This is a genomic window from Nocardia alba NBRC 108234 (assembly GCF_001612665.1).
GTDB lineage: Bacteria > Actinomycetota > Actinomycetes > Mycobacteriales > Mycobacteriaceae > Nocardia > Nocardia alba.
The window spans coordinates 13596-40023 of record NZ_BDAX01000015.1; the positions used below are offsets into that span (position 1 = coordinate 13596).

At 67.3% G+C, this 26428-nt stretch carries 25 protein-coding genes and 1 pseudogene; 15 read left to right on the forward strand and 11 right to left on the reverse strand.

Going from position 1 to position 26428, the window contains the following annotated elements; all coding sequences use genetic code 11:
• Positions 1-175: 175 nt before the first annotated feature.
• Positions 176-1436 (reverse strand): annotated as a pseudogene (locus tag NA12_RS17215) (IS3 family transposase).
• Positions 1437-1791: 355 nt separating this feature from the next.
• On the opposite strand from NA12_RS17215, the gene NA12_RS33695 reads away from it, so the two are divergent.
• The 3 genes from NA12_RS33695 (at position 1792) to NA12_RS17230 (ending at position 3067) form a co-directional block, all read left to right on the forward strand.
• A complete protein-coding gene (locus tag NA12_RS33695) occupies positions 1792-2247 on the forward strand; it encodes a hypothetical protein (protein ID WP_132369975.1) in 456 nt (151 codons plus the stop codon).
• 146 nt (positions 2248-2393) lie between these two features.
• A complete protein-coding gene (locus tag NA12_RS17225) occupies positions 2394-2636 on the forward strand; it encodes a ribbon-helix-helix domain-containing protein (RefSeq protein WP_067451777.1) in 243 nt (80 codons plus the stop codon).
• On the forward strand, positions 2633-3067 hold the full coding sequence (locus NA12_RS17230) for a PIN domain-containing protein (protein WP_067451780.1): 435 nt from the start codon (positions 2633-2635) through the stop codon (positions 3065-3067). The genes NA12_RS17225 and NA12_RS17230 overlap by 4 nt, the downstream gene beginning before the upstream one ends.
• 17 nt (positions 3068-3084) lie before the next feature.
• On the opposite strand, the gene NA12_RS17235 is transcribed toward NA12_RS17230, so the two are convergent.
• Together NA12_RS17235 and NA12_RS17240 are read right to left on the reverse strand one after the other, a co-directional pair.
• On the reverse strand, positions 3085-4335 hold the full coding sequence (locus NA12_RS17235; protein ID WP_067451784.1) for a ribonuclease D: 1251 nt from the start codon (positions 4333-4335) through the stop codon (positions 3085-3087).
• Positions 4336-4357: 22 nt separating this feature from the next.
• Positions 4358-4909 (reverse strand): DUF3000 domain-containing protein, encoded by a 552-nt coding sequence (locus NA12_RS17240; protein WP_067451787.1) that lies wholly within the window; start codon positions 4907-4909, stop codon positions 4358-4360.
• Positions 4910-5326: 417 nt separating this feature from the next.
• Between NA12_RS17240 and hemE the strand changes: the two genes are divergently transcribed.
• From hemE to NA12_RS17280, 8 genes are all read left to right on the forward strand, one after another.
• Positions 5327-6382 carry a uroporphyrinogen decarboxylase gene (hemE, locus tag NA12_RS17245; protein ID WP_067451790.1) on the forward strand — a complete coding sequence of 352 codons (1056 nt, stop codon included), beginning with the start codon at positions 5327-5329 and terminating at the stop codon, positions 6380-6382.
• A gap of 71 nt (positions 6383-6453) precedes the next feature.
• Complete coding sequence (locus NA12_RS17250; RefSeq protein ID WP_067451793.1) at positions 6454-7815, forward strand: protoporphyrinogen oxidase; 1362 nt, start codon at positions 6454-6456, stop codon at positions 7813-7815.
• A gap of 139 nt (positions 7816-7954) precedes the next feature.
• Positions 7955-8539, forward strand: coding sequence for an HAD family hydrolase (locus tag NA12_RS17255; RefSeq protein ID WP_207905623.1), 585 nt, complete (start codon positions 7955-7957; stop codon positions 8537-8539).
• A gap of 303 nt (positions 8540-8842) precedes the next feature.
• A complete protein-coding gene (hemQ, locus tag NA12_RS17260; protein ID WP_067451799.1) occupies positions 8843-9538 on the forward strand; it encodes a hydrogen peroxide-dependent heme synthase in 696 nt (231 codons plus the stop codon).
• Between the two features lie 275 nt (positions 9539-9813).
• A complete protein-coding gene (locus NA12_RS17265; protein ID WP_243654961.1) occupies positions 9814-11532 on the forward strand; it encodes a glycosyl transferase in 1719 nt (572 codons plus the stop codon).
• Positions 11533-11640: 108 nt separating this feature from the next.
• The gene (locus NA12_RS17270) at positions 11641-12219 is read left to right on the forward strand and encodes a TetR/AcrR family transcriptional regulator (RefSeq protein ID WP_067451802.1); all 579 of its coding nucleotides are present in this window, start codon (positions 11641-11643) and stop codon (positions 12217-12219) included.
• Complete coding sequence (locus NA12_RS17275) at positions 12216-13433, forward strand: NADH:flavin oxidoreductase (RefSeq protein WP_067451805.1); 1218 nt, start codon at positions 12216-12218, stop codon at positions 13431-13433. The genes NA12_RS17270 and NA12_RS17275 overlap by 4 nt, the downstream gene beginning before the upstream one ends.
• Entirely contained in the window at positions 13430-14305 is an 876-nt protein-coding gene (locus NA12_RS17280; protein WP_243654962.1) for an SDR family NAD(P)-dependent oxidoreductase, read from the forward strand. The genes NA12_RS17275 and NA12_RS17280 overlap by 4 nt, the downstream gene beginning before the upstream one ends.
• A 43-nt stretch (positions 14306-14348) precedes the next feature.
• Here NA12_RS17280 and msrB read toward each other — a convergent pair whose 3' ends face one another.
• From msrB to NA12_RS17300, 4 genes are all read right to left on the reverse strand, one after another.
• Positions 14349-14789, reverse strand: a complete 441-nt coding sequence (msrB, locus tag NA12_RS17285; RefSeq protein ID WP_067451811.1) for a peptide-methionine (R)-S-oxide reductase MsrB — start codon at positions 14787-14789, stop codon at positions 14349-14351.
• A 61-nt stretch (positions 14790-14850) separates the two neighbouring features.
• Complete coding sequence (locus NA12_RS17290) at positions 14851-16182, reverse strand: glycosyltransferase family 87 protein (protein WP_207905624.1); 1332 nt, start codon at positions 16180-16182, stop codon at positions 14851-14853.
• An 83-nt stretch (positions 16183-16265) separates the two neighbouring features.
• Entirely contained in the window at positions 16266-17819 is a 1554-nt protein-coding gene (locus NA12_RS17295) for an alpha/beta hydrolase (protein WP_067451814.1), read from the reverse strand.
• A 32-nt stretch (positions 17820-17851) separates the two neighbouring features.
• Positions 17852-18613 carry a pyrimidine reductase family protein gene (locus NA12_RS17300; protein WP_067451817.1) on the reverse strand — a complete coding sequence of 254 codons (762 nt, stop codon included), beginning with the start codon at positions 18611-18613 and terminating at the stop codon, positions 17852-17854.
• Between the two features lie 35 nt (positions 18614-18648).
• Here NA12_RS17300 and zapE point away from each other — a divergent pair, with 35 nt between their 5' ends.
• Complete coding sequence (gene zapE / locus NA12_RS17305) at positions 18649-19668, forward strand: cell division protein ZapE (RefSeq protein ID WP_067451820.1); 1020 nt, start codon at positions 18649-18651, stop codon at positions 19666-19668.
• Between the two features lie 11 nt (positions 19669-19679).
• On the opposite strand, the gene NA12_RS17310 is transcribed toward zapE, so the two are convergent.
• Entirely contained in the window at positions 19680-20219 is a 540-nt protein-coding gene (locus NA12_RS17310; RefSeq protein ID WP_067451823.1) for a GNAT family N-acetyltransferase, read from the reverse strand.
• Positions 20220-20371: 152 nt separating this feature from the next.
• Between NA12_RS17310 and NA12_RS17315 the strand changes: the two genes are divergently transcribed.
• Both NA12_RS17315 and NA12_RS17320 read left to right on the forward strand, forming a co-directional pair.
• The gene (locus NA12_RS17315) at positions 20372-21880 is read left to right on the forward strand and encodes a flavin-containing monooxygenase (protein ID WP_067451826.1); all 1509 of its coding nucleotides are present in this window, start codon (positions 20372-20374) and stop codon (positions 21878-21880) included.
• A gap of 63 nt (positions 21881-21943) precedes the next feature.
• Positions 21944-22888 carry a LysR family transcriptional regulator gene (locus NA12_RS17320; RefSeq protein ID WP_067451829.1) on the forward strand — a complete coding sequence of 315 codons (945 nt, stop codon included), beginning with the start codon at positions 21944-21946 and terminating at the stop codon, positions 22886-22888.
• Between the two features lie 119 nt (positions 22889-23007).
• Here NA12_RS17320 and NA12_RS17325 read toward each other — a convergent pair whose 3' ends face one another.
• Together NA12_RS17325 and NA12_RS17330 are read right to left on the reverse strand one after the other, a co-directional pair.
• Complete coding sequence (locus NA12_RS17325) at positions 23008-23799, reverse strand: hypothetical protein (RefSeq protein ID WP_067451832.1); 792 nt, start codon at positions 23797-23799, stop codon at positions 23008-23010.
• Positions 23796-25085, reverse strand: a complete 1290-nt coding sequence (locus NA12_RS17330; protein ID WP_067451835.1) for a hypothetical protein — start codon at positions 25083-25085, stop codon at positions 23796-23798. Before NA12_RS17330 ends, NA12_RS17325 begins: the two co-directional genes overlap by 4 nt.
• Before the next feature lie 89 nt (positions 25086-25174).
• On the opposite strand from NA12_RS17330, the gene NA12_RS17335 reads away from it, so the two are divergent.
• Positions 25175-25756 (forward strand): TetR/AcrR family transcriptional regulator, encoded by a 582-nt coding sequence (locus tag NA12_RS17335; RefSeq protein WP_165914825.1) that lies wholly within the window; start codon positions 25175-25177, stop codon positions 25754-25756.
• 24 nt (positions 25757-25780) lie between these two features.
• Here the strand turns inward: NA12_RS17335 and NA12_RS17340 are convergent, their stop codons facing one another.
• Positions 25781-26359: a TetR/AcrR family transcriptional regulator gene (locus tag NA12_RS17340; RefSeq protein WP_067452021.1), complete on the reverse strand. Its 579-nt coding sequence runs from the start codon at positions 26357-26359 to the stop codon at positions 25781-25783.
• Between the last annotated feature and the right edge of the window lie 69 nt (positions 26360-26428).

The window sequence follows — 26428 nt, forward strand, 5'->3', positions numbered from 1 at the left end:
CCAGTTTCCCCTTTCTGTGCGTATTCGATTCAGATCGAGCCACGGCTCCAGCCAGTCGAGTGCTGGCTTGCTTCGCTTGAGAACTAAATCCCCCCACCAGCGAATCTCACTGAATCCCCTCCATTCTTCGAAAGGCTCGCCATCCCACCTGAATCGTCCCGGTGAGTCCGGAGACCTATCGGTGTGACAGCCTAACCGCGTGTTGGGCTGGGTGTTGAGCGTAGTGCGCGGCCTCCATCTCCGCTGGTGGGATGTCACCGCAATAGCGGTAGAGACGGCGACGGTTGAACCAGTCGACCCATTCCGCAGTCGCGAATTCCACGTGATCGACCGTGCGCCACGGGCCACGCGGCTTGATCAACTCGGTCTTGTAGAGCCCGTTGATCGTCTCGGCGAGCGCGTTGTCATAGCTCGATCCCGCCGCGCCGACACTGGGCTGGATCCCGGCCTCGGCAAGGCGTTCACTGAAGGCTATGGACGTGTATTGAGATCCCCTATCTGTATGGTGGACAACATCTTTCACGTCCCATCCCGCTCGTTCGCGGGTCCAGATCGCGTGTTCGATCGCGTCGAGCACCAACGCGGTCGTCATCGACGTGGACGTGCGCCAGCCCAGGATCCTTCGCGCGTAGGCGTCGATCACGAAGGCCACGTAGACCCAGCCCGACCAGGTCGACACATAGGTAATGTCGGCGACCCACAGCCGGTTCGGCGCAGCCGGCGCGAACCGCCGCTGCACCAGATCCGGCGGCCGGTCAGCGGCCGGATCCACAACGGTCGTGCGTTTGGTGCTGCCGCGGGTCACGCCCCGCAGGCCGAGCTCGCGCATCAACCGTTCGACGGTGCAGCGGGCCACCCGATGGCCTTCCCTGTTCAGCTGCAGCCATACTTTCCGGGCACCGTAGACGCCGAAATTCTCGCCGTGGACACGCGCGATCTGCGGCTTCAACTGTTCGTCGCGTTGCTCCCGCGTGCTGGCCGCTCGTTTGCGTTGTTCGTAATAGGTTGAGGTGGAAAAGTTTACGCCGAGATCACCGAGCGCGGCGCAGATCGACTCGACACCCCACCGCGGGCCACCGTGCTCGCGGCGGCCTTGGTGCTCGGTGACGAACCTGCAGATCAGCGTTGCGGCCGGTCGATCTCGGCCGCGAAGAAAGCTGACGCAGCTTTCAGGATCGCGTTGGCGCGCTTGAGTTCTGCGTTCTCGCGCCGCAACCGCTTCAACTCCGCCGACTCGTCCCAGGCCGCGCGCCGGCATCGACTTGGTCTTGGCGGACCCACTTACGGACGGTTTCGGCGGTTCCGACGCCGAGCAGGTCGGCGACCGCGCCGATCGCGGCCCATTCCGACTCGTGCTGGTCGCGGACCTCGGCAACCATGCGGACGGCCCGCTCACGCAGTTCCGGAGGGTACTTCTTCGAACTCACGAACTTCATCCTTCCTCAGAAGATGAAGTCTCCCGACCCGCCGGGGCGATTCATAGTCCTTCGTCCCGGATTTCTCGGCCGCCTCATTCGGAGAGAAAGAGACCCGCAAGCCCGCGATCTGGCACTACCGCCACAACGCCTTCGACCAGCTCGCCGAAGTCGCCACCCTCACCGGGCCACACCTACGACGCGTTCGGCCGCCGCTGCATATGCTACATAGAGACGTGGAAGGTGTTGCGGAAACTGCGATGCTGCCCATACTGGATCATTCGTCTTGTCAAACCGATCGGGGTGTCGCAGGAGTGTGAGCTCATTGCCTCGGCAACATGAAAAAGAATTCAAGGATTCGTGACCAGGAGAAATGATGGTTGAGTTCATTTTCAGGGTCCGCGATGACCTTCCGGAGGATGGATATTCGTTGGGCGACCTGGAAGTACTGGGTAACTCGGGGTCGGTTACCACTCGTGGTCTCGAGCACCCTGATCAACGCATGATGGTGTATCCCTCCGCTGTTGCTCTCCTCTCTGAGGCTCGCTTGCTGGCCAGTCGTGGAAAAGGCAATGGGAGATTCGAAGGCTTTGGTTCCATGTTTGTGGTCGAGTTTTCACTTCAGAAGGGTCGTGTAGCTACCCGGCACGGGAATAGGGTGATTGATTCGACTCCGTTGCCAGAGTTTCTTTGCGCTATCCGTGATAGCGTCGAATCTCTGCATCGCCACGGTGTCGGTGCCATTGAAGGGGGTCATAAGGTATTGAATGCGATGGAGAAGGAGATGGATTCGTTCGAATTGTGGCGAACATCTGTTAGCTTCAACGCATGAAATTGAATGATCGACGGAAGCGTTTGAGTTGTAGATCGGATGGTCGATGGACCCTTGGGCGTGCTGCCTATTCGACCTCCTCAACTCGAGGAAAGGGCGTTTTTCTGTTGAAGATTTGATGCCAGTCGGGTGGTACCATATGTGGCATGATCAAGACTACCGTGTACCTCCCGGACGAGCTCGAGGTTCGGCTCGATGCCGAGGCGCAGGCGACGGGGGTCAGTAAGGCTGAGCTCATTCGTCGCGGCATCGCGATGCTCCTCGACTCCTCCGATCGACCCAAGAGCGATGCGCCGCTGCCGGTGTTCCGTAGCGGCCGCACACGGTCTGCGGACGAGATGGGCGACGACGTGTATGCCCACATCAAGCAGCAGGCAGCGCGTCGGTGATCATCGTTGCCGATACCTCGGCGCTTTTCGCGGCGTTCGATGCTGACCAGGTCGAACATGCGCGGGCGGTCGAGGTCATGGAGTCCGAAATGCTGGTGATCTCGCCGCTGGTCCTGACGGAATTGGACCACCTCGTACACCGTGACCTCGGCTTCTCCGCCGCGATGCAGGTCACCGAGGCGTTGATGGCCCGCATGATCGACGGGCGGTATCGCCTGGCCGAACTCAAACATGTCGACCTGTCCGCCGCGCAGACGATCCGAGCCAAATATGAGGCGCTTCGATTGGATCTGGCCGATGCGGTCGGTGTCGTCCTCGCCGACAAGTTCCGTACCGACACGGTGTTCACGCTGGATCAGCGCGACTTTCGCGCAATCGAACCACTGACCCCGGGAGTCTCTGCTTTCCGGATCTTGCCCGCTGACCTCTGATCGGCCGTAGCTGCGGGCTAGTCGGCTGCGGGTGTCAGTGCCTTGGTCAACGCCGGCACCGCGAGGGTTCGCTGCCACGAACGTGCACCGCCGGTGAGCAGGAAGTCCTCGATCTTCGCGGACAACTCCTCGGGAGTGCCGACGTTCTTGTAGTCGGGGAGGCCGTCCCAGCAGAGACGGCGGACCAGGTCGGGGGAGAGGAGGTTCTCGACCGGGATGGAGTGTTCGGTGGAGAGTTCGCCCATCGCGGCGCGGGCGGTGGTGAGGCGGGCGGCGGCGATGGGGTCGCGGCGTTCCCAGCGGTTGACGGGGGGTGGGCCGTCGAAGGGGAGGGTGAGCGGGGGGAGTTGTTTGTCGGGGAGGGCGCGGCCTCGTTCGATGGCGGCCAGCCAGTCGCGGGAGTAGCGGCGTTGGCGGGGGCCACCGAAGACGGGCAGGGTGCGCAGTTGGGCGATCGAGCGGGGTTCGCCGGTGGCGGCGGTGACGATGGCCGAGTCGGGTAGGACGCGGGCGGGGGCGACGTCGCGAGCGCGGGCGAGTTCGTCGCGGGTGGTCCACAGTTCGCGCACGATGGCCAGCTGGCGGGTGCGGCGCAGGGTGTGGATGCCGGAGGTGCGGCGCCAGCGATCGGCTTTCGGGGTGGGCGGGTCCATGGTGCGGACGTGCTCGAATTCCTCTGCGGCCCAGTCGAGTTTGCCCTGGGTGGTGAGGTCGTCGGCGACGGTGTCGCGGAGTTCGAGGAGCAGTTCGACGTCGAGGGCGGCGTAGTTGAGCCATTCGTCGGGCAACGGGCGGCTCGACCAGTCGGCGGCGCCGTGGCCCTTGCGCAGGGAGCGGCCGAGCAGGTTCTCGACCATCGCGGCCAGGCCGACGCGCTCGTAGCCGGCGATGCGGCCGCCGAGTTCGGTGTCGAAGAGGCGGGTGGGGCGCAAGCCCAGTTCGGCGAGGCCGGGCAGGTCCTGGTCGGCCGAGTGCAGGACCCACTCGAGGTCGTTGATCGCCTCGGCCAGCGGGGTCAGCGCGTCGGTGACGGGAATCGGGTCGATGAGGAACGATCCCGCGCCCTCGCGGCGGAGCTGGATCAGGTACGCGCGTGCCGAGTAGCGGAAGCCGGACGCGCGCTCGGCGTCGACGGCGAGCGGGCCGGTGCCCGCGGCGAGGGTTTTGGCCGCCGCGGCGACCTCGTCGGCGGTCGCCAGCACAGGTGGAACCCCCTCGGCGGGGGCGAGCAGGGGCTCTGCTGCGGTGGGTTCATCGGCGACCGACATAAACGTGAACTCTACGTGGCGATCAAGGGTGATCGGTGCGGGTATAGGACTCCGGTCGCAAATGGGTGACCCCGGCGGGCGGCAATCCGGCGGCGAAGGCCAGCACCTCGCAGAACGCTTCGACGTGTCGTCGCATCTCGGTGCTCGTGGCCGTCCACGAGGCGCGCAATTCCAGCTGGTGCGCGCGCGGGGGGCCGGCGATATCGCCGTAGCGGACCGAACTGGTGGCGGTGACGGTGCCGCCGAGGGCGGTGAACGGTTCCCCGCGCGATTCGAGGGAGTCGACCAACCAGCTCCACGCCACCTCGGGGAGCAGGGGGTCGGCGGCCAGTGCGGCGTCGATGTCGGCCTGGATGTAGGCGACGAGCCGGAACACGCCGTTCCAGGCCTCGTCGCCGTCGGGGTCGTGCAGCAGGATCAGCCTGCCGAACGCGTCGCCCTCGGAGTCGATGGGCACCACGGGGGTGTCGGGATGGGTGACCTCCGCTCCGAGCGCATAGGAGAACGGCGCCAACCGTTGCGGGGGACGGATAGGCGCCAGCTCGATTCGGGGGTGCACTGTTGCGGTGCCCATCGCATCGACCGCCGCCCGGAAAGAAGCAGGCTCGCGGGGCGTTCCCCCGGTCGGTGCGGCGCCGTCGCGGATGTCGAGCGGTGTCACGAGGAGAAACGGTAGACCGTGGGCGCCCGCCGTCGTCGGAGGCGCGCCGCTGCGCGCGTGGCGTTCGGGTCTTGTTGCGCAGGGCGCATTCTCGGGGCGGGTGTGATGCGCGATATGCGACGGAAGGCCGCGCGTTCGGTGGCTGGGCGGGCGGCGAACCGCTCGAGCGCGGTGGTTCGGACGTGAGTCTGTCGTGGCGGGAGTCCTTACCTCCGTGCAAGGGTGAAGTCGGCAGAGCTCATACGGCCACCTACTTGCCGGATGTGTGGTCGGTCCCACACCCCTATAGGTGTGATGTTCGCGCGAGTGCGACGCCTAGGATGAACGGCGATGAGCACTTACACCCGCCGCCGGTTGACCGATGCCCCTTTCCTGGCCGCCGCCACCGGCGCGACGCCGAGCAGGCGCCCGGTGTGGTTCATGCGTCAGGCCGGCCGGTCGCTGCCGGAGTACCGCGAACTACGCAAGGGCATCGGCATGCTCGAGTCGTGCTTCGACCCGGAGCTGGTGTGTGAGATCACCATGCAGCCGATCCGCCGCCATGGCGTCGACGCGGCGATCCTGTTCTCCGACATCGTCGTTCCGCTCAAGGCCGCGGGTATCGATCTCGACATCGTGCCCGGTGTCGGCCCGGTCATCGCCTCGCCGGTGCGCACCGAAGCCGACGTGCGCGCGCTGCCGCGACTGCGGCCCGAAGAGGTCGGCGCGGTCACCGAAGGCGTGCGGCTGCTCACCGGCGCGCTCGGCGACACCCCACTCATCGGTTTCGCGGGCGCTCCGTTCACTCTCGCCTCCTACCTGGTGGAAGGTGGGCCGAGCAAGCAGCACGAGCGCACCAAGGCGATGATGCACGCCGACCCGAAGACCTGGCACGCCCTGCTCGGTGCCCTGACCGACATCACCATCGCGTTCCTGCAGGCCCAGTTGTCGGCCGGGGTCGACGCGGTGCAATTGTTCGATTCCTGGGCGGGCGCGCTCTCGCTGGCCGATTACCGCGAGTACGTGCTGCCGCATTCCGAGCGGGTGTTCGCCGAGGTCGCTTCGGCAGGGGTGCCGCGCATTCACTTCGGCGTCGGCACCGGTGAACTGCTGGGTGCCATGGGTGAGGCCGGTGCCGATGTGGTGGGTGTCGACTGGCGGGTGCCGTTGACCGATGCCGTGCGTCGAGTCGGTGCGGGGAAGGGCTTGCAGGGCAATCTGGACCCCGCGATCCTGTTCGCGGGTTTCGACGCGGTCGAGGCGCAGACGCGACGGATCCTCGCCGAAGCGGACGAGGCGATCACGCTCGGCGCGACCGGGCACATCTTCAACCTGGGCCACGGCGTGCTGCCCGACACCGATCCCGGTGTGCTGACCGCGCTGGTCGAGCTGGTGCACTCCCTGTAGGTTCGGCCACGCCGCTGGTGATACAGCCGGTGGGCTGACACGACGCCGTGCCGCACGGCTACGGTCGACGTATGCGGATCGCGGTTATCGGGGGCGGAATCAGCGGGCTCGTCGCGGCGTATCGGTTGCGGCAGCGGCTCGGGGCGGACGCTGACATCGTCGTGCTGGAGCAGGGCGGGCGGGTCGGCGGTGTGCTCCACACTCGCGAATTGGCCGGGGAACCAGTGGATCTCGGTGCCGAAGCGTTCGTGGGGCGCAGGCCCGAGGTGATCGAGTTGATGAGCGAGCTCGGCCTGGACGACCAGTTGGTGCGCCCGGCCGGTAAACGACCGCTGATCTGGGCGCAGGGGTCGGCGCATCCGCTGCCCGGTCGCACCCTGATGGGGATTCCCTCCGACGCCGAGTCGCTGCGCGGACTGGTCGACGACGCGACGTTCGATCAGGTCGCGACCGAGCCGCAACGCCCGCTGCACTGGGAGCCGGGCGCCGATATCGACGTGCAAACCCTGGTGGGCGACCGATTCGGCAGCCAGGTCGTCGAGCGCAGTGTCGATCCGTTACTGGGCGGGGTGTATGCGGGGATCAGCGCTTCCATCGGCATTTGCGCCGCGTTACCCACCCTCGCCACGGCGCTCGACAACGGTGCGTCGAGTCTGACCGAAGCGGTTCGTACGGCGATGCCCGCGCCCAGCTCGGCCCCGGTATTCGGCGGGCTGCGCGACGGCTACGGAGCCTTGATCGCCGCACTGACCGCGGCGTCGGGGGCACGTTTCGTCACCACCATGGCCGCGACGCGCGTGGCCCGCGCACCCGGTGGCTGGGTGGTCGACCCGATCGGCGCCGTCGACGCCGTGGTCATCGCGACGCCCGCGCCGGTGACCGCGCGCCTGCTGCACCACGTCGCACCCGTCGCGGCGCGGGCCGCCGCCGGTATCGAGCTGTCCTCCTCGGCGCTCGTCGCCATGGCCCTCCCGCGCGAAACGCCACTTCCGGATAACTCCGGCATCCTCATCGCCACCGGAGAACCTTTGCGCGCCAAGGCTTTCACCCTGTCCAGCCGCAAATGGCCGCACCTCGCCGAGCGGGAGGTCGCCTTGGTCCGGGCCTCCTTCGGTCGTCTCGGTGACGACAAGCCGCTCTTTTGGACCGACGAAGACCTCATCGCGGCGGCCGTCGCGGACCTGTCCACGGTCACCGGCATACCGATCGCCCCGATCGAGGTGGTCGTCCAACGGTGGCCGGGTGGTCTTCCGCAGTACGCTCCCGGTCACGTCGAACGGATCGCGGCGCTCGAATCGGCGATCGCCGACCTCGACGGCATCGCGGTAGCGGGCGCGTACCTCCACGGTGTCGGTGTCCCCGCTTGTGTCGCCTCGGGCACCGCGGCCGCGCGACGCGTGGCTACCGCGTGCATCGAGAATACGCAGCGCTGATCCCCGATGCTCGCCCACCGGATGTGCTGAGGCCCAGGGTGTTCCACGGCATCGATCGGTTCCGACCGCGTCGTGTGTAGTCGACAGTGGCGTGGCGGGAGGTTTGTGAGTCATTTACTGGCACAGGCACACTGGGATGATGCGGAAATTCGATGCGGTGCTGTGTGACCTGGACGGCGTGCTCCGCCGATTCGACCATGACGGTCAGCGCGAGCTCGAGGAACGCTACGGCCTGCCGGTACTGGCCACTGCCTTCGCCCCGGAGCAGATACGCCCCGCCATCCTCGGGCGCGTCACCGCCGAACAGTGGCTGGCCTCGATCACCGCGGCGCTCGGCGGCCACCCCGACGCCGTCCGCGCGGTCGAGGCCTTCGCCGCCGTCGACTTCTGGGTCGACGAGAAGGTCAGGGACCTACTGGCGGCGGTCCGTACACGAATGCCGCTGATCCTGGTCACCAACGCGATGGACAACCTCGACTCCCATCTCGCGCGGATGCGCCTCACCGGTTTCGCCGACACCGTGATCAGCAGCGCCGTCGTCGGTGTCGCGAAACCGGACCTCGGCATCTACGAGATCGCCGCGGCGGCGGCCGGTGTCGCCCCTGACCGCTGTGTCTTCATCGACGACCGGCCGGAGAACGTGACCGCCGCGCAGTCGCTCGGCATGATCGGCATCCACTACCGCGGGATCGACGACCTGGCGATCCTCGGCGCGCAGGTCTGAAACTCGACATCAGGCGAACTCACCGGGCTGGACGGTTTCGCCGGTTGACCAGCGGCGTGTCCGCGGCTATCGGCGATAGCGGTGGTGCATGATCGCTCGCTGTGACCATTTCCGGTGAGCAGCGCAGTGCGCGGAGCCTGATTCTCGATCCTGATCTGGGGCCTGTCGAACTTCACGACGGCGAGGTGACCACAGTGACCTCGGTGTTCGGAACTGATGAGTCCTCGCCGTGGCGGGCGAGCAGGCCGGTCGCGGACCGAGCCCCAGCGGCGGGCGAAAACGCCGCAGTGGCACCATAGATTCATGGCGCGACTCGACTACCAGGCTCTCAACTCCTCCATCCGCTACCTGATGTTCTCGGTGTTCCAGGTTCAGCCGGGCGTGCTCGGTGAGGACCGAGCCGAGGCGATCAAGCAGGCGCAGACGTTCTTCGATGGACTCGCCGACAAGGGCGTGGTGCTGCGCGGGATCTACGACGTGGCGGGACTGCGGGCCGACGCCGACTTCATGCTGTGGACCCATGCCGAGCGGGTCGAGGATCTGCAGGCCGCGTACTCCGATTTCCGTCGCACGACCGAACTGGGCCGGGCGAGTGCGCCGGTCTGGAGCAATGTGGCGGTGCATCGGCCCGCGGAGTTCAACAAGAGCCACATTCCGGCCTTCCTGGCGGGGGAGGACGCGGGGAACTACATCTGTGTCTACCCGTTCGTGCGATCCTACGAGTGGTACCTGCTGCCCGACGAGGAGCGGCGCAAGATGCTCGCCGACCACGGCAAGGAGGCGCGTGGGTACCCGGATGTGCGCGCCAACACCGTGAGTTCGATGGCGCTGGGCGATTACGAGTGGATTCTCGCGTTCGAGGCCCCCGAACTGCACCGGATCGTGGATCTGATGCGTGACCTGCGGGCCACCGAGGCGCGACTGCATGTGCGCGAAGAGATTCCGTTCTTCACCGGACCGCGCGTCGAGGTCGAGCAGTTGGTAAACGCGCTGCCGTAGTGGCGAAAACCGAAGACCCTCTCCCTCGGAGAGGGTCTTTCTTCTTGCCCATTTTCGCCGCGGTCAAACCTCGAGTATCGTGAGCGGGCCGATTGTGGCTTTGAGGTGGGAGAGATTCGCGCGTGGTTTCAGGGTGGGGAACGGACGGCACCGAAGAGGGCCGATCCGCAATAGCAGCTATCGATCGAACCGTAGCGGAAACCGTTGTGGCGCGGCGAAGTCCGATGCGGTGGCTACGCGCGGCGCGTACCGATCTGGTCGTTGCCGGTTGTTATGTGTCGCTCGCTTTTTTCGTCCTCGCCGGGCTGTGGGCGAACCCCCGAAGCGGCTACCTGAGTAAGAGCGATCAGGACCAGACGCTGTACGAGTGGTTCTACGCCATTACGGCGCGAAACATCACTCACCTGGCGAGTCCGTTCAGTACACAGTTCCAGAATTATCCCGACGGTGTGAACACGATGGCCAACACCCTCATGTATGGGTGGGGGGTACCGCTCACGCCTGTCACCCTGTTGTTCGGGCCCACCGTCACGTTCGTGTCGGCGCTCACGGTCGGCCTCTCCGGCACGGCATTCGCCTGGTACTGGGCGTTCTCGCGCGAACTGGTGACCTCGAAACTCGCCGCTGCCGTCGGCGGTGTGTTCTGCGGATTCGCACCCGCGATGATCGCGCACACCAACGGGCACGCGAATTTCGTGTTCCTGGTGTTGCTTCCGATCATCGCCGTGCGGGTCATCAAGATGGCGCGGTACGCGGAGCTCGCGGCGGGGACCGGGCTGGTATGGCAACCATGCGCCGCTGTCGTGCTCGGACTGCTGGTCGCCTTGCAGCTCACCCTGGGTGAGGAGCCCCTGCTGATCTTCGCGCTCGGCTTCGCGGTCTTCGCCCTTGCCTACCTGGGCAGCTGGAGCGAGATCGCCCGCACGGCGCGCGCGACGGCCCCGTCGATACTGCTCGCGGCGCTGATCACGCTGGCGCTCACCGGTTTCGGGCTGTGGTGGCAGTTCGCCGGACCGCAGTCGTATCGATTCGTCGGGATCGGCCGGGTCGGCAACGACATTATTTCGCTGGTTCAGTTCTCGCCGGAATCGGCGGGCAGCATGTTCTCGTTCGGCCCCGACGTGAGCATCAACCCGACCGAGGACAACACCTACTTCGGGTGGCCGCTACTGCTGCTCGTCGCCGTGGCCGTGTACTACCTGCGGTGTGAGCGCATCGTGCGGGCCGCCGTGATCGCCGGGGTGGGGTTCACGACACTGTCGATGGGCATTGTGCTGTCCTTCAACGGCGTCGTGCGCTTCCGTGAGGGCGAATACTCCATGATTCCGATGCCGTGGTTCGTCTTCGGATGGATCTCGCCACTGAACGGGATGATCGAATCACGGTTGGCCATGATCGCCATACCGGCCATCGCGATAGTCCTGGTCCTTGGCACCCAGCGGGCGATCGAATCGCTGCGTACCTCGGCCACGATGCGGCGACCCATTGCCTGGTTCTGCGCCATGGCCTTCGCGCTGCTGCCCATCGCGCCGACCATGCTGCCCATCACCGAACGTCCCCCGACGCCCGCGTTCTTCGCCGATGGCACTGTGCGGCAGTATGTTTCGGACGGCTCGGTGGTCATAGTGCCGCCGCCCACCTCGGGCGACGCCATCGCGCTGCGGTGGCAGATCGACTCCGATTTCGCCTTCCCGCTCGTCGGCGGCTATTTCGTCGGCCCGATCGGCGCGGACCGCGGGGCCGGTTACGGCTCCGACCCGCGATCCACCGCGGTGCTGCTCATGCTGGTCCGCAAGTCCAATCTGGTTCCGGTCATCGACCGCGCTCGGCGTGAGCAAGCCATCTCGGACCTGCGTTACTGGGGTGCCGATGTGGTGGTGTTGCCGCTGGCGCAGAGCACCGATGCCCTGCGTCGCACCGTGGACGACCTGCTCGGCATGCCTGCCGCGCAGGTGGACGGTGTGTTGGTGTGGGACGTGCGCGGTCTCGTCTGACCGTCACGGACACCTCGGTGAGAATCCGCGTCGACGACATGACGGTGTTTCTACCCTCGATTGAATCATTGATTGAATTGTCGATTGAAACGTGTTTCACTTCTGGGTATGGTCGATGACGTCAAGACGGGGACACGGCAGCGTCTGCTGATCGCCGCCGAATCACTGCTGCTGACCGAGCCCTACGACGAGGTCTCCGTGCGCGGCATCTGCGCCGCCGCCGGGGCCAACGCCGCCGCGGTGCACTACCACTTCGGATCGAAGGAAGCCCTGGTCGGTGCGCTGATCGAGGACCGGCTGGGGCCACTGTGGGCCGATGGTCTCGCTCGCGCGAGCGCCGGGGGAGATCCGCTGTCCGCAGTGGTCGACACGATCCTGGCCCCGTTCGTCCAGCTCGCGGGAGATCCCATGGGCCGCCTGCATCTTCGGCTGCTGTCCAGGTTCGTCCTCGGACGGCATCTCACGACGTGGCAAGGTCCGTGGTTCCGGATGGGCACCTGGGCCGGGCTGCTCCCTGAGCTGAGTGACCGGGAGGGCCGCCGTCGGTGGATGCTCGCCTTCGATCTGATCATCATGCGTTTCGGCAGCCCCGAAATCGAGGAACGCGGAATGTCGCAGCCGGACCTGGCGACACTGCGAGATTTCGTGGTGGCCGGTTTGACCGCGCCGACAGGAGAACAGCGATGAACGACATCTTCGCACCGGCCACGCTGGGCCCGATCACCCTGCGCAACAGGGTGATCAAGGCCGCGACCTTCGAAGGCCGCACACCGGACGCGCTGGTCACCCCGGAGCTGATCGAGTTCCATCGCGAGGTCGCCGCCGGCGGTGTCGGCATGACCACCGTCGCGTATTGCGCGGTCGCGCCCGGCGGTCGCACCGATCGGCATCAGATCTGGATGCGTCCGGAAGCTGTTGCGGGACTGCGGAAGCTGACCGATGCCGTGCACGCGGAGGGGGCTGCGGCCTGCGCGCAGATCGGTCATGCCGGACCGGTGGCCAACGCCGCGTCCAATCGGGTGCCCGCGCTCGCGCCGAGCCGGATGTTCAACCCGCTCGGCATGCGATTCACCAAGACTCCCACCATCGCCGAGATCGCCGACACCGTCGCCGCGCACGCCGACGCCGCCCGTCTGGCCGAGCAGGCCGGATTCGACGCGGTGGAGATCCATTTCGGGCACAACTATCTGGCCAGTTCGTTCCTGAGCCCGGTGCTGAACCGCCGCAAGGACGCGTACGGGGGATCGCTGCTCAACCGAGCTCGGATGGCACGGGAGATCGCCTGCGCGGTCGCCGACGCCGTGGGAGGTCGGATCGCGGTCACCGCCAAGATCAATATGGAGGACGGCCAGGCCGGTGGCCTCACCATTCCCCAATCGCTGCAGGTGGCTGCCTGGCTGGAGGCCGACGGTGCGCTCGACGCCCTCGAGTTGACCGCGGGCAGTTCCCTGCTGAACCCGATGATGCTGTTCCACGGCACGCCGCCGCGGCGCTCTTTCGCGAAAACCCTCCCCAACCCGGCCCGCCTCGGCTTTCGCCTGGTCGGGAAATCCTTCCTGAAGGAGTACCCGTATCGGGAGGCCTACCTGCTCGAGCGGGCCCGCCACTTCCGGCGCGCGCTGTCGATGCCGCTGATCCTGTTGGGCGGTATCACCGAGCTCGACACCATGCGACTGGCCAGGACCGAGGGTTTCGAATTCGTCGCCATGGGCCGGGCACTGCTGCGCGAACCGAATCTGCTGCGGCGCATCCGAGCCGATGAATCGACGCGGTCGGCCTGCGTGCACTGCAACGAGTGCATGCCGACCATCTACACGGGCACGCGTTGCCTGTACCGCCCCACCCTGTCGCGCGAGCCGATCCAGCTCACGCTTGGCGAGCGCGGGGGAGTCGAATCATGAGTACACCGCTGTCCGCCGCGCGGCGGAGAACGCGGAGATCGCGGATGCCGATCGAGGGCAGCGTCTTCGTTGTCACCGGGGCGGGCAACGGCATCGGGCGATGCGTCGCGGTGGAGCTGATCGACCGGGGCGCGATCGTGGTCGGTGCCGATCGTGACGAGCGGGCGTTGGCCGCCACCGCCGCACTGGTCACCGACCGCGCGCGCTTCACCGCGCACCCGATCGATATCTGCGACCGTGCCGCCGTGGCGGCGTTTCCCGGCAGCGTGATCGCCGCCCACGGACACGTCGACGGATTGTTCAACATCGCGGGAATCGCTCAGGAACTCCACCCTGTCGCCGACCTCAGCGACGCTCGGATCGAGACGCTGATGCAGGTGAACTTCTTCGGCGCGGTGTGGATGACGCGGGCCTTCCTGCCGCACCTGCTGCGCCGCCCCCGCGGCGTCGTCATGAACACCTCGAGCCTGTCGGCGATCGTCCCGGTGCCGGGCTCAGCGGTGTACGGCGCGTCCAAAGCCGCGCTCGCCCTGTTCGGTTACGGCCTGGCGCAGGATCTGCGTGGCCGCTCGAATGTCACGGTGACCACGGTTCTTCCCGGCTCGGTGTGGACCGACCTGGTGCGCGAGGTAGCCCGGCAGATGGGCGCGCCCGAGTGGCTCGCCAAGGGATTCTCGGCCCAGCCCGCGCGCGTGGCGCGCCGCATGGTCGACACCACCGCCTGCGGTAGGGGTCGGGTGGTGATCGGCAAGGACGCTCGCGTCTACGATGCCCTGCGACGGCTCAGTACTCGACTGGCCGACCGGCTGTCGTACCTACAGGTCGGTCATGGTGTCTACCCTGAGCGCACCACAACCGATCGCCGCACCTGACCCCTGTCCGCCGTGCTATGCGCGGCGGCCGAGCTCCAGCGGTTCAGCCGGGCGAGCCTTCCTCTGTGGGGCGCAGCCGCAACGAGATCGAGTTGATGCAGTAGCGCTGGTCGGTGGGAGTGGGGTAGCCCTCGCCCTCGAAGACATGTCCGAGGTGGCTGTGACAGTTCGCGCAGATCACCTCGACCCGCCGCATCCCCAGGGTGTCGTCGGCCTTGAGTATCACCGCATCGGAATCGGCGGGATCGAAGAAGGACGGCCAGCCGCAGTGCGAGTCGAATTTCTCTGTGCTGCGGAACAATTCGGCACCGCAGGCGCGACAGGCATAGACGCCCTCGGTTTTGGTGTCGGTGTATTCGCCGATGAACGGGCGCTCGGTGGCCGCCTCGCGCAGGACGGCGTATTCCTCGGGATCCAGTTTCGCCCGCCATTGCTGCGGCGTCAGCTGGATACGCGGCGTGGGCAACGAAGTATCGGAACTCATGGCTCCACGCTAATGGTTTCGGCCGGTGCGCGCTGTGAGCGGTGCGTCACCGGCCGACGAATTACTTGAGGGCGGGCTCGCGATCCTCGACCGGCGCCACCGGATCCTCACGGTGCGGCGGGGTTTCCTCGACGGGCGCGACCGGTGCGGGCTCGTCGGTGCCATCCCGCGAATCGGGCGCACTCTCGATCCATATCGGGTCGATCCCGAACTGCAGCCTGCCCTCGCGACGCGCCGCCAGATACCGGTCACCGAGCACGCAGAACACGACGATGAGCAGCAGCCCCCAGCCGAATGTCACCCGCAGGTATTCGAGGTTGCGACCGACGTCCTGCCAGCGATCCGAGAGCCACTTGTCGTAGGTCATGAACCCGAAGATCGCCAGCCACGCGGGCCAGTTGCGCAGCACGGAATTGCGCAGCACCACCGTCATCAGGAACGGGAACACCATCATCGAGTAGTACATCTGACCCAGCGAGGGCAGCAGGAACCACGCGGTGAGCAGCACGCCGGAGAACGTGGTGACGAAGAACAGCTCATCGTGGCGGTAGTAGCGCCACAGCAGCCACAGCGATACCGCGACCACCCCGGCCATCAGGACCTTGACCAGCAGGATCAGCCATTCCGGCAACCCGTAGTAGAGCCCGTTGCCACCGACCGAACTGTTGAAGTAGTCGCGCGTCTCGGCCAGATACGGCAAAACGTGAGTGAAGAATTTCTCGGGGTCCGCCGACAGCGGCCACGCGATCGCGGTGAGCGTCAACGGCACGCCGAGCGCGGTGATGAACACCTTCCACTGCCCGCGAACGGCGGCTACCAGCAGCAGCGGCGCGAGCGTCGGCTTCACCGCGATGCTCAAACCGAGCGCCACACCGGCCCAGAGGTCCTTACGCGCGAGCAGCAGCGTGATGAACACCAGTTCGGCCAGCAACAGACAGCCGTTGACGTTGGTGAAGACCAACGTGTTGGTCACCGTCTCGGAGGCGAACATCGCCAGCAGCAACGCGGGCGCGGCGATGGAGCCGAGGCCGAACTTGAACAGGCGAAGCAGCAGATACCAGGCGAGCAGGATCGCGGCGGCGTTGAGCCCGATGAACAGCCAGCGCGACAGCTCGTAGTCGATGATCGCCACCGGTGCGATCAGCAGCGTTCCGCTCGGATAGTAGAGATAGTGCGGGTCGACCGACGAGAAGTCGGCGGTGTACAGGGGCCTGCCGTTCAGGAACTCGAACGAGGCGTTGTACACAGGCCGGTAGTCATCGGTGACGAAACCGTTGATCGCCTTGATGAAGACGCGGTTCAGCACCATCATGACCGCGAAGGGCCAGAGCGCGAACTTGATCACCTCGGCGGAGGTGCGAGCGGTACGGGGCTCGAGCTGTCGGAACAACACTGGGGCACGGTACACCGGATCGGGTAGCGATGGTGTCGCCGGACCTGTATGTCGCGCCGAAACCGGGCGATTGCCGAATCGGATCAGGCCGGGCAGGCACCGCCGTCAGCGGGCAGTTTCCCCTCGGCGAGATAGTCGTTGACGGCCTTCTGCGCGCACCCGGAGTGATTGGCCACCGGATGACCCCAGCCCTGCCAGGTCATGGTGGCGTGCCGGGCGCCCGCCGAGCCGAGCGTACCGGTCACCGAAGCGGCGGCCCCGCCGACGATCGGATCGGCGGCACCGGCGAACACCAGCACCGGCAAGTCGAGTTTCGTCGGCAGCGGCGCAGCGGTGGAGACCGGCCAGGCCGAGCAGACCATCATCCCGATGGCGGCATTGCGCCCGAATACCGGATATTTGCTCGCCCATGTCTGGGCGAGTTCACGGGCCTTGTCCGCGGTCGGGGGCTGCTGGCTGTCGGTGCACCGGTTGACGAACTCGCCGTCGGAGGTGATCGCGGCGGCTTCGCGCACGACCATGGCCGAGAGCGGTCCGCGGTCGCCGCGGTCGGCCGCGGCCAGGATGTCGGCCATGGCGGTGACCCGATTCACCTGGTCACCACGGGGACTGGACAGGAAACCGGTGAGCGCGGTCGACAGGTCCGCGGCCGAGATGTCGCCGAGCCCGCCGCTGCTCGCCTTGTTCATCAACGCGACAACGGCCGCTCGCGGATCGGCGCCGAGTGCGCAGTTGGCAGCCTTGCAGCGCTGCGCGAACGCGGTGAGCGCCGCTTCGGCGCCGGTGACGCGCGCCTCGGTCATGGTGGTGGCGTCCGCGCCGACGGGTTCGGGCGCGTCGAGCACGAGGCGGGCCAGATGGTCGCCGTAGCGGCGGGCATAGCTCAGGGCCACCTTGGCGCCGTTGCCCGCGCCGAGCAGGTTGATCTTGTCGACCTGCCATTGCTTGCGCAGCTGTTCGATGTCGTCGGCGGCGTGCGGCGCGTCGAACGTGCCCTCGTAGGGCTGCAGGAAATCGCGGCAGGCGATGGTGGCGTCCTGGCTGAAGCCCGCGACGGCATCGACCTGATCGGCGTTGCCCACCCCGGTCTGGCCGAGATCGGTCATCACCGCGCGCAGCTGCGCCGGAATGCAGTCGATGGGCTGGGAGGCGCCGATACCGCGTCGATCCACCGCGACGATCGGCTGCGCCGCCAGCAAGGCGCTGTTGGGCCCGATCGCCAGACCGGCCAGTGTCGAGGCCGACGACCGGTCCGAACCGGAGGTGAGTACCAGCGGTGGCGTGTCGGTGGGCGTCTGGGGCAGGCGAGCCCGCAGGGCGCCGGCGCGGAAGGTGCCGAGCACGGTGCCCGCGGTATCGATCGGGGTGGAGAATTCGGCGCACTCGAGAACCAGGCCGGCCGGCGCTGGGCCGAAATCGAGCGAGCTCAACGTGGCCGCGGTGCAATCACGCCAGGCCAGGTCGGTTTTGGGCACCTCGGCCTTGGCGAGTTCGCGCGGTGCGGGCGCCTCGGTCTTGGCGCTGCCGGCCCCGGGGCGCTCGACAGCGACGACCGGCCGATCCGACGGCCCGGCCCCACAGCCCGCGAGCATGATCGACAGTGTCGCGGCCGTCGCCGCGGCCCGAGTCCAACGCATGCGCTACACACTGCCAGGTTCGGCGCCGGGTTTCATCGACGGGCCCACCGGGCCAGGACGGTGCCGTCCTCGGCGAGCACCAGCTGCTTGCGCGCCATCGGCCGGTCGAAAGTGCTCGCCGACAGCGAGATTCGCCCGCCCGCGCCGCCGACCAGCATCGGGGCGGTGGTCAGACAGAGTTCGTCGACCAGGCCCGCCTCGGCCAGCTGCCCGAATAGGTGGGGTCCGCCCTCACACAGCACCCGGTGCAGGCCGCGCTCGGCGAACACCCGGATCAGCGCGGCGGGCATGATCGCGGCCTCGCCGGCGACCACCACCTGCGCGCCCGCGTCCTCGAGGGCGCTGATCTGCTTCGGGTCCGCGTGGCTGGTGGTGACGACCAGCGGCGCCACCTCGGCGTCGGTGAAGAACTTCGACGCGGGATCGATCGCGGCGCTCGCGGTGACCACCGCGATCGGCGGCGCGGTGCCGTCGGGGTGACCACCGATGCCGTGCCGATGGTGCGCGATGCGCCGTTGCGGGTCCGGGTGCGCGCCGCCGTAGTTCTCCGCGCGCAGTGTGCCCGCGCCGATCACGATCACGTCGGCCAGTTCACGCAGGAGGGTGAACACCGTCTTGTCCGCCTCGGTGCCGAGTCCTTCGGAAACACCGTCGACGGTGAACGCGCCGTCGATGCTGCTGACGAAGTTCGCCCGCACCCACGGACCGTCCAGCTGCCGTGGATAGGCATAGCACCTGGCCAGTGCGTCGGGGTCGAGGTCTGCGAGCTGGGTCACATTGTGGATACGCTGCATAGGGATCGATGCAACCACGTCCGTACCATTTGTCCATGCAAGAACGCCTCGTCGATCGCCATCCGGAGGTCCCGGCCGACCAACTCGTCGCGCAGATGGTGCCCCCGCCCATGTTCGACGAGGTCAGTTTCGCCTCCTACATCCCCGACCCCCACGAGCCGAGCCAAGCCGCCGCGGTCGCCAAAGCCGAGGAATTCGCAGGTCAGGTGGCGAAAATCCACAAGGCCGCCTCGAAGAAGAGCCTCTTCGGCAAGAAGAAGCCTGTCTCGGGCGCCGGTCTGTATCTCGACGGCGGCTTCGGTGTCGGCAAGACCCACCTGCTCGCCTCGATTTTCCACAGCTCACCGGCGCCCAAGTCGTTCGGCACCTTCGGTGAGGTCACCAACCTGGTCGGCGCGCTCGGCTTCAACAACGCCGTCGAGCGGCTCTCGGCCAACAGCGTGCTGTGCATCGACGAGTTCGAACTCGACGATCCGGGCGACACGATGCTCGTGTCGCGACTGCTCACCGAGTTGTCCGGCCGTGGCGTCTCCATCGTGGCGACGTCGAACACGCTGCCCGGCCAGCTGGGTGAGGGGCGTTTCGCGGCCTCGGACTTCCTGCGCGAGATCAAGAAACTCGGTTCGATCTTCGATCCGGTCCGCGTCGACGGACCCGACTACCGGCACCGCGACCTGCCGCCCGCGCCGGAACCCACCTCGAACGAGGTGCTCGTCGAGCGCGCCGCGAGCACTCCGGGCTCCACGCTCGACGAATTCGACGTGCTGCTGAAGCACCTGAGCACGCTGCATCCGTCCAAGTTCGGTGCGCTGATCCAGGGCGTGGCATCGGTGTTCATCTCCGATGTGCACACCGTGACCGATCAGGCCGTCGCGCTGCGCGTGGTGGTGCTGGCCGACCGCCTCTACGACGCGAGCATCCCGGTGACGGTCTCGGGTGTGAAGCTCGACGAGATCTTCTCCCAGGAGATGCTCGACGGCGGCTACCGCAAGAAGTATTTGCGCGCCATCTCGCGGCTGCTCGCGCTCTCGCGCTTCGAGGCCGCTGCCGCCTGACGCACGGCAGGTCAGAGCGCGCGTTCGAATACGAAATCGGAGTGCAGTTGGCTGCCGACGACGAAGGTCTTGGTGCCCACCTGCCGGAAACCGTGCTTGGCGTAGAACTTTCGCGCGCGTTCGTTGGCCTGGTTGACCCCCAGCCACACCGTCTCGGCGCCCGCATCGCGTGCGGTGTCGACCGCGGCTTCCATCAAAGCCGCGGCGACACCGCTGCCGTGGTGTCCGGGCAGGACATACATCTTGCTCAGTTCCACCACCTCGCCCGCGCTCACCTGCGCGGCGACGTCGGGGTCGCTCGGCCTGCCTGCGACGAGCATGGCGTAGCCGACGATCTCGTCACCCTCGACGGCTTTGAGCACGGTCCTGGCCGGGTCGGACAGGTACTCGCCGAAGCGTTCGCCCGAGAGCATCTGCTCGAGGAAGATCTCGATATCGCCCGCGGTGGCCTCGGGCGGGCAGGCGAGCGGAAATGTCGCGGCGGCGACATCGCTGAGCGCCTCGGCGTCCCAGAGGCCGGCTCGGTCGACGACGACGGAACTGTTGGTCATCTTTCCAGTACAGCACGGGTCATCCCCGCCGCGGCGCGACGGCGGATCGCGGCAGCGCGGCGGCCCGACGACCGGGTCGCGCGCGCTGCCTCAGGTTGTGGGCGGTCCGGCGCGGTGGCACCTGACCTACGGGTCCGAGTAGTCTCCTGCGCATGACGAGCGGTAGCCGCATCGGGATCGTCGGTGCGGGAGTGGCGGGTTTGGCCTGCGCGAAGGTATTGAGTCAGGCGGGGTTCCCGGTCGAAGTCTTCGACCGGGCCCCCGACGTCGGCGGGATGTGGAGTGCCACCCGCCGGTATCCGGGACTTCGCGCGCAGAACAGCAAGTCCACGGCCGCGTTCAGCGATTACCCGATGCCCGATGATTTCCCCCGCTGGCCCGACGGTCAGCAGATGCAGTCCTACCTGGCCGGTTACGTGCAGGAGTTCGGCCTGGGCCCGCACCTGCGCCTGGGCACCGAGGTGGTGGCGGCCGATCCGGTGGACAGCGGCTGGCTGCTCGAGATCCGCGACCAGACCGGCGTGCACCGCACCACCTGCGATCACCTGATCGTCGCCAACGGTGTCCACAGCGACCCGGTGCTGCCCGAGCTGGCCGGGGCCGCGGCGTTTCGTGCCTCGGGCGGGCGACTGTGCCACGTCTCGCAATTCCACGATGTCGAGCAGGCGCGCGATCGATCGGTGGTCGTGCTCGGCTACGACAAGGCCGCCTGCGATGTGGCCGAGGCCGTCAGCCAGGTCGCCGACGAGACCGCCGTGGTGGCGCGCGAACTCACCTGGAAGATGCCGCGCAAACTCGGTTTCGGCGTCGACTACGAGCGCCTGTTGCTCACCCGCGCGGGGGAGGCGCATTTCCCCTCGCGCTTCCCGCACCGCGTGGAACGGCTACTCGACCGTCTCGTCTTGCGCCAATCGAACATGGACCTGCTGCAGGAGCGGATCACGCGCAAGCTGCGGCTGCGTGAGCTCGACCTGGTGCCGACGGGCCCGATCTCCGAGATCGGCACCAGCAGCGCGAGCATGGCCACCGACGGCTTCGCCGAGCAGGTCGAGGCGGGCCGGATCAGCGTGCACCGCGACACCGAGATCACCGAACTGATCGGTGGACCGCACGGACCCGCGGTCCGGCTGTCCGACGGCAGCCTGAAACTGGCCGAGATCGTCATCTGCGCTACCGGATACCGGCAGGAGGTGCCGTTCCTCACCCCGTTCGTCCGACGTGCCCTCACCGACGAGGTGAGCGATTTCCGGCTCTACCGCCACATCCTGCCGGTGGAGATCCCCAACCTGAGCTTCGCCGGCTACAACAGCTCGAATGCGAGCGCGCTCAGCGCCGAGGTGGGCGCGCAGTGGATCGCCGGACTGCTCACCGGCCGGTTCGTGCCGCCGATGGCCGAGCTGATGAACAACGAGATCGATGCGCGCCTCGCGTGGTCGCGCGAGCACAGCGAGGGCGACCACGCGCACGGCGCCTCGGTGGTCCCGTTCTCCCTGGCCAATATCGACGAGATGCTCGACGATCTCGGCACGCCGTTGCCGCTGGTGTCGCGGCTGGCCCAGTGGGTGCGCCCCGTGCGGCCGTCGTCCTATCGGGGGGTGCTGCGTAATCGCGCGGTGGCCACCCCCGTGGCGCCCACACCGGCGCCCGTAGCGGAGCGGTAGCCGACACGCCGGATCGCCGTCGGCAACGCCGACGGCGATCGGTGCGTTGGTGATAATCCTCGCGTGGACGCGCTGGATCTGAACCTGCTGCTCGCGCTCGACGCGCTGCTCGACACCAACAGCGTCACCGAGGCGGCCAGGCGACTACACACCTCGACCTCGGCGATGAGTCGCACCCTCACCCGGCTGCGCGAGGTGCTCGGCGATCCGTTGCTTGTTCGCTCGGGCAGACAGATGGTGCCGACGCCGCGAGCCCTCGAACTACGCCACGATGTGGCGAGCCTGGTCGATCAGGGTCGGTCGTTGCTCACCGCCCGCGCGGGCAACGGGCCCGGCAGGCACCGTGATTTCGTTGTGCGCGTGGGTGATTCGGTCGGCGCGAGTCTGTCCGGGCCGCTACTGGCGGCGGTGCACGCCCAGCTACCGGCAGTGACGGTGCGGCTGCTCGCGGCCGACGCCGCCGACGGCGCGGTGGCGCTGCGCGACGGCCGCGTCGACATCGAAGTCGGCATGATCGGCCATACCGACCCGGAAACGGTGGTCGAGCGGGTGTTCACCGACCGCTGGATCGGCGTCGCCGCGCCCGATCACCCGTTCGCCGTCGACCGTCCCACCGTCGCCGCCTACGCCTCGGCCCGCCATCTGGAGGTTTCCCCCACCGGCCGCATGCGCGGCCCGATCGACGACCGCCTCGCGTTGCACGGCCGCACCCGTCGCGTGGTCGCCACCGTGGCCGATCTGCCCACCGCGCTGCTCACCCTCGCGTCGACCGAATTGGTCTGCCCCGCACCGGAACTGCTGTCCCGCGCCGCGCGTGCCGCGCTCGGCTTGGCGATGTTCGAGATCCCGCTGCCGCTGCCCGCCCCCGTTGTCGCCATGGCGTGGCATCCACGCAACACCGCCGACGCGGGCCATCGCGCCCTGCGCGAGCTCATCGACACCGTCCTGCGCCAATCCCCGGCCCAGCAGGTCGATCCCGGTCTCGTCCCGCTGGCAACGTCTGCCTGACAGACCGCCGAACCCCGAAGGCCCCGTACGCGACCGGTGTGAACGTCGCGGCTCGCGTCGGCTGACCCATTCGCCCATCGACGTCGACCAGGAACCCGAAATGATCGGGCAGCGCCGGGTCAGCGGTTCGGCGCGGACCCGGGGAGACGATCGTCGGTGACGACATGGTCGATGTCGAAATCGTGGCGCAGTATTCCGGGAGGGCTGTCGTTGGTCGCCCGGATCGCGGCGAGGACACCCACGGCCACCAGGTGGTCGACGATGTCGGGGCCCGCGCCGGTATCGAATCGCAGGGTGGTGTGCCCCGTGCCCGACGCCGCGGTCGTGGTGGTGAGCCGATAGCGCAACGCCTCGCCAGGACCGAGGTCGGCCCAGACCGAGTCGTAGGACACGTGCGGACCCAGCTTGCGGCTGACGTGGATCTCGTCGGCGTGGTGGGAGCTCGAGACGACCGGGGCACCGGCGTCGGGCAGCTCGGGGAGGACGGCGGCAGCGAGTGCGCGCAGGCCCGCTTCGTAGTCGGCATCCGGGACGAATCGTGCGTCGGGGTCACGGAACTCGGTCATGCTGACATGGGTGATGTCGCGCCAGGCACCCGCGAACGCCCGGCAGAACCGGGCCACCACGGCGGTAGGGAGTCCGCCGGTCGCGTGGAAGGTCGACCGGCCGGTGCGGCAGGCCGCGGCGATCGCGTCGTAGTCGAGCGGCGTCGTGGTCACGACGTCGTGTCCCGCGCCGAGTAGTTGGGTCACGGTGTCGATGGCGTCGGTGACCGCGCCCGATTCGGGCAGATAGACAACCAGACCCGACGCGTCGAGATCCACCGGCGTGAACTCGGGGTGCCGCGTGAGTCGTTCGGTGAGAACGGTATTCGTGCCGAGCAGCGTGACCGGAATGGGCGCGGTGTTCACAAAGCCTCCAACTGGTATCGCGGCGACAGATCCGCGATGACGGCTCCCGGTGGTGCCGCGCAGACCGCGGCGACGATGTCGAGCATGGCTTTCACCGAGATGTGGGTGACCGCCGACCAGTCGCCGCCCCCGGCGTCGTCCGCGGCGACATTGCGCATGTCGATCCGTCCGGGCAGCCCGTCGAGTCGAATCACGTGGCCGCCGGTGTGACTGTCCGGGTGGTCGGGGCCGAGGTGGGCGTTGCCGGGGCCGACATGCCAGCATTCCTCGTTCGTCATGAAGAGCCGGTCGCCGAGATAGCCACGGTAGGTCATGTGGATCGCACCGACCGTCCCCGGCCGGATGACGGTCCCGCCCGCGGTGACCTCGACCCGGGCGGGCACCGGGTACACGTGCCGTTCGACCCGGACATCACGCGAATGCGCGCCGAACAGCGCGTGCGCGACGTTGCCGAGGACCGCGTCGAAGTAGAAGTGCTGCGCCAGCGCGATGGCGTGGTCGGAATTCACCGCGCTGAGTTCGGTTCCGAATCCCAGGCTCGACAGCCCGCCCCACATACCGTCGGGCGCGGCCGAGAGATCGCCGACCTCGAGAAATCCGACTTCGCGCACCTCGTCGAGCAGACCGGCCAGCCGGAGTACCACCTGCTCCACCATCAGTCCGGGATGCAACCCGGTGCCGTGCAGTGACACGCCCCCGCGCAGACAGGCCTGCTGGATGCGCTCACCGGTGCGGCGTCGCGGCACGGCACGGTCCATGGACTTGTCGGCGAAAGTCTGCACCAGTGGCCGGACCGGTGCCGCCAGCGGCGAGTCGACCGCGCGCATCGCCCATCGCAGCGCGGTGATCGCCTGCCGTTCCTGGGGTCCGGGTACCGCGCCGGTCGTCCGCATCGTCGCGAGCGTGCGCAGGATATCGAGTGGTGGCCGCGACTCGGTCAGCCAATTGGCCATCGACACATTGTGATACGAGGCCGCCGACACCACGTTCTTGCCGGACTCGAGCAGATCGATCACGTCGTCGTCGGCGCCCTTCATCAGCGCGGGAGTCGTGGGGGTGTGGATGACGCAGTCGGCCTCGAGGTCGAGGATCGCCTGTTTGTCAGTGGTCGCGGTGACCCCGACGGCGGGTAGACCGACCAGCTCGCCGATATCCACACCGTCCTTGTGCGGGCTGAACACCTTCACCCCGACGACGTCGAAATCAGGGGAGGCGAGTGCCGTCCGCAGCGCCTGCCCGCCCATATCGCCCGGTCCCCAGATGATCAGCTTGTGACGTCGGCGCATGCGCGACTCCTCTCCACGCGGAAAAATGTAGCACCGCTGTCTCAAATGCGACAGGAATGTCTCGGATCGTGTGTGAGACGATTTCGTTCGTGCCAGCACTCGACGACATCGCATCCGCGCCGCGCTCGGTCGGTCGACGTGCCGATACCCGACGCAACGCGCGTCGCTTGCTCGAGGCCGCCACTGCCGTGCTCGCGCAGAACCCGGGGGCGACGATGACCGATATCGCGGACGCCGCGGAGCTCACCCGTGCCACGGTCTATCGCTACTACCGCCACCGGGAAGACCTGATCGCGGCGATCCGTGCCCTGGCCGAGGCCGATATCGTGGCGATCGTCGCCGAGTTGCCGACGAGCGGGCCGGTCGTGCCCGCGCTGGTGGCCCTGCTGGAATCCAGCGTCGAGCTGGGTATGAAATATCGCTACCTCGTGCTCAACCAGGGCTGGGTGGATCCGACACCGGCCGCGATCCAGGTGCGCGACACCGTCGCGGAGTTCATCGCCCGGGGGCAGCGCGCAGGCGAGCTGGACCGGAGCTTCGCCCCCGAACTGGTGGCTCAGATGTTTCTCGGCATGGTGATGTCTGCCGTCACGCCGATCGCGTTGGGTCAGCTCGCCCACGAGCAGGCGGTCCCGCAGGTCTCTCGGGCGCTGGTGAAACTGCTCAGCTGAGGTCCGTCGCGAACCCGTCGCCGATCACGCCGGGGTGAGTGCGGCGACGACGGCGGACTGGACTCCGTGCCCGGCAGCGACGAGGGGGTCGGTCGAGCGCAGTGCGCGGCACAGTACGAACGCTCCTTCCAACGCGGTCAGCGTGCACATCGCCAGATCGCGACTCTGCTGCTCGGTGATGTCGAGTTGCCCGAACCACCGTGCGAGTTGGCTCAACCAGTCCTCGAAAACCACGGCGGTCTCGGTTCTGAGCAGTTCGTTCGTACTCGCGACTTCCAGCGCGATGGTTTCGATCGAGCACGCCTCGCTGTAGCCCTGGGATTCCATGAGGATGCCGGCATTCTCGAACAGTCGCGGGATTCCCGTCGCGGGATCGGTGTCGGCCAGCTGGATGCCGACGAAATCGCCGTACCGGACCCCCTCCCGCCGGATGACCTCCACGCTGATGGATTCCTTGCCGCCGGGAAAGTGGTGGTAGATCGAGCCGAACGGCGCCTGCGCGGCGGTGGAGATCTGTTTGAGGCCGGTGGCGGACATGCCCTGACGGCGATACAGCTGCGCTGTCGCCTCGAGTATCCGCTCACGGGTACTGAGTTCGGCCATGGCGGTTCCTCCTTGCACGGTGGTTCGCGACAGCATATCTTGGTGCCAGTAGAACGATCTATCTAGGAG

Excerpts from the sequence above, each read along its gene's own strand:
- NA12_RS33695 (WP_132369975.1), top strand. The coding sequence starts at position 1,792 with ATGGTTGAGTTCATTTTCAGGGTCCGCGATGACCTTCCGGAGGATGGA.
- NA12_RS17225 (WP_067451777.1), top strand. The coding sequence starts at position 2,394 with ATGATCAAGACTACCGTGTACCTCCCGGACGAGCTCGAGGTTCGGCTC.
- NA12_RS17235 (WP_067451784.1), bottom strand. The coding sequence starts at position 4,335 with ATGTCGGTCGCCGATGAACCCACCGCAGCAGAGCCCCTGCTCGCCCCC.
- NA12_RS17240 (WP_067451787.1), bottom strand. The coding sequence starts at position 4,909 with ATGGGCACCGCAACAGTGCACCCCCGAATCGAGCTGGCGCCTATCCGT.
- hemE (WP_067451790.1), top strand. The coding sequence starts at position 5,327 with ATGAGCACTTACACCCGCCGCCGGTTGACCGATGCCCCTTTCCTGGCC.
- NA12_RS17250 (WP_067451793.1), top strand. The coding sequence starts at position 6,454 with ATGCGGATCGCGGTTATCGGGGGCGGAATCAGCGGGCTCGTCGCGGCG.
- NA12_RS17255 (WP_207905623.1), top strand. The coding sequence starts at position 7,955 with ATGCGGAAATTCGATGCGGTGCTGTGTGACCTGGACGGCGTGCTCCGC.
- hemQ (WP_067451799.1), top strand. The coding sequence starts at position 8,843 with ATGGCGCGACTCGACTACCAGGCTCTCAACTCCTCCATCCGCTACCTG.
- NA12_RS17270 (WP_067451802.1), top strand. The coding sequence starts at position 11,641 with ATGGTCGATGACGTCAAGACGGGGACACGGCAGCGTCTGCTGATCGCC.
- NA12_RS17275 (WP_067451805.1), top strand. The coding sequence starts at position 12,216 with ATGAACGACATCTTCGCACCGGCCACGCTGGGCCCGATCACCCTGCGC.
- NA12_RS17280 (WP_243654962.1), top strand. The coding sequence starts at position 13,430 with ATGAGTACACCGCTGTCCGCCGCGCGGCGGAGAACGCGGAGATCGCGG.
- msrB (WP_067451811.1), bottom strand. The coding sequence starts at position 14,789 with ATGAGTTCCGATACTTCGTTGCCCACGCCGCGTATCCAGCTGACGCCG.
- NA12_RS17295 (WP_067451814.1), bottom strand. The coding sequence starts at position 17,819 with ATGCGTTGGACTCGGGCCGCGGCGACGGCCGCGACACTGTCGATCATG.
- NA12_RS17300 (WP_067451817.1), bottom strand. The coding sequence starts at position 18,613 with ATGCAGCGTATCCACAATGTGACCCAGCTCGCAGACCTCGACCCCGAC.
- zapE (WP_067451820.1), top strand. The coding sequence starts at position 18,649 with ATGCAAGAACGCCTCGTCGATCGCCATCCGGAGGTCCCGGCCGACCAA.
- NA12_RS17310 (WP_067451823.1), bottom strand. The coding sequence starts at position 20,219 with ATGACCAACAGTTCCGTCGTCGTCGACCGAGCCGGCCTCTGGGACGCC.
- NA12_RS17315 (WP_067451826.1), top strand. The coding sequence starts at position 20,372 with ATGACGAGCGGTAGCCGCATCGGGATCGTCGGTGCGGGAGTGGCGGGT.
- NA12_RS17330 (WP_067451835.1), bottom strand. The coding sequence starts at position 25,085 with ATGCGCCGACGTCACAAGCTGATCATCTGGGGACCGGGCGATATGGGC.
- NA12_RS17340 (WP_067452021.1), bottom strand. The coding sequence starts at position 26,359 with ATGGCCGAACTCAGTACCCGTGAGCGGATACTCGAGGCGACAGCGCAG.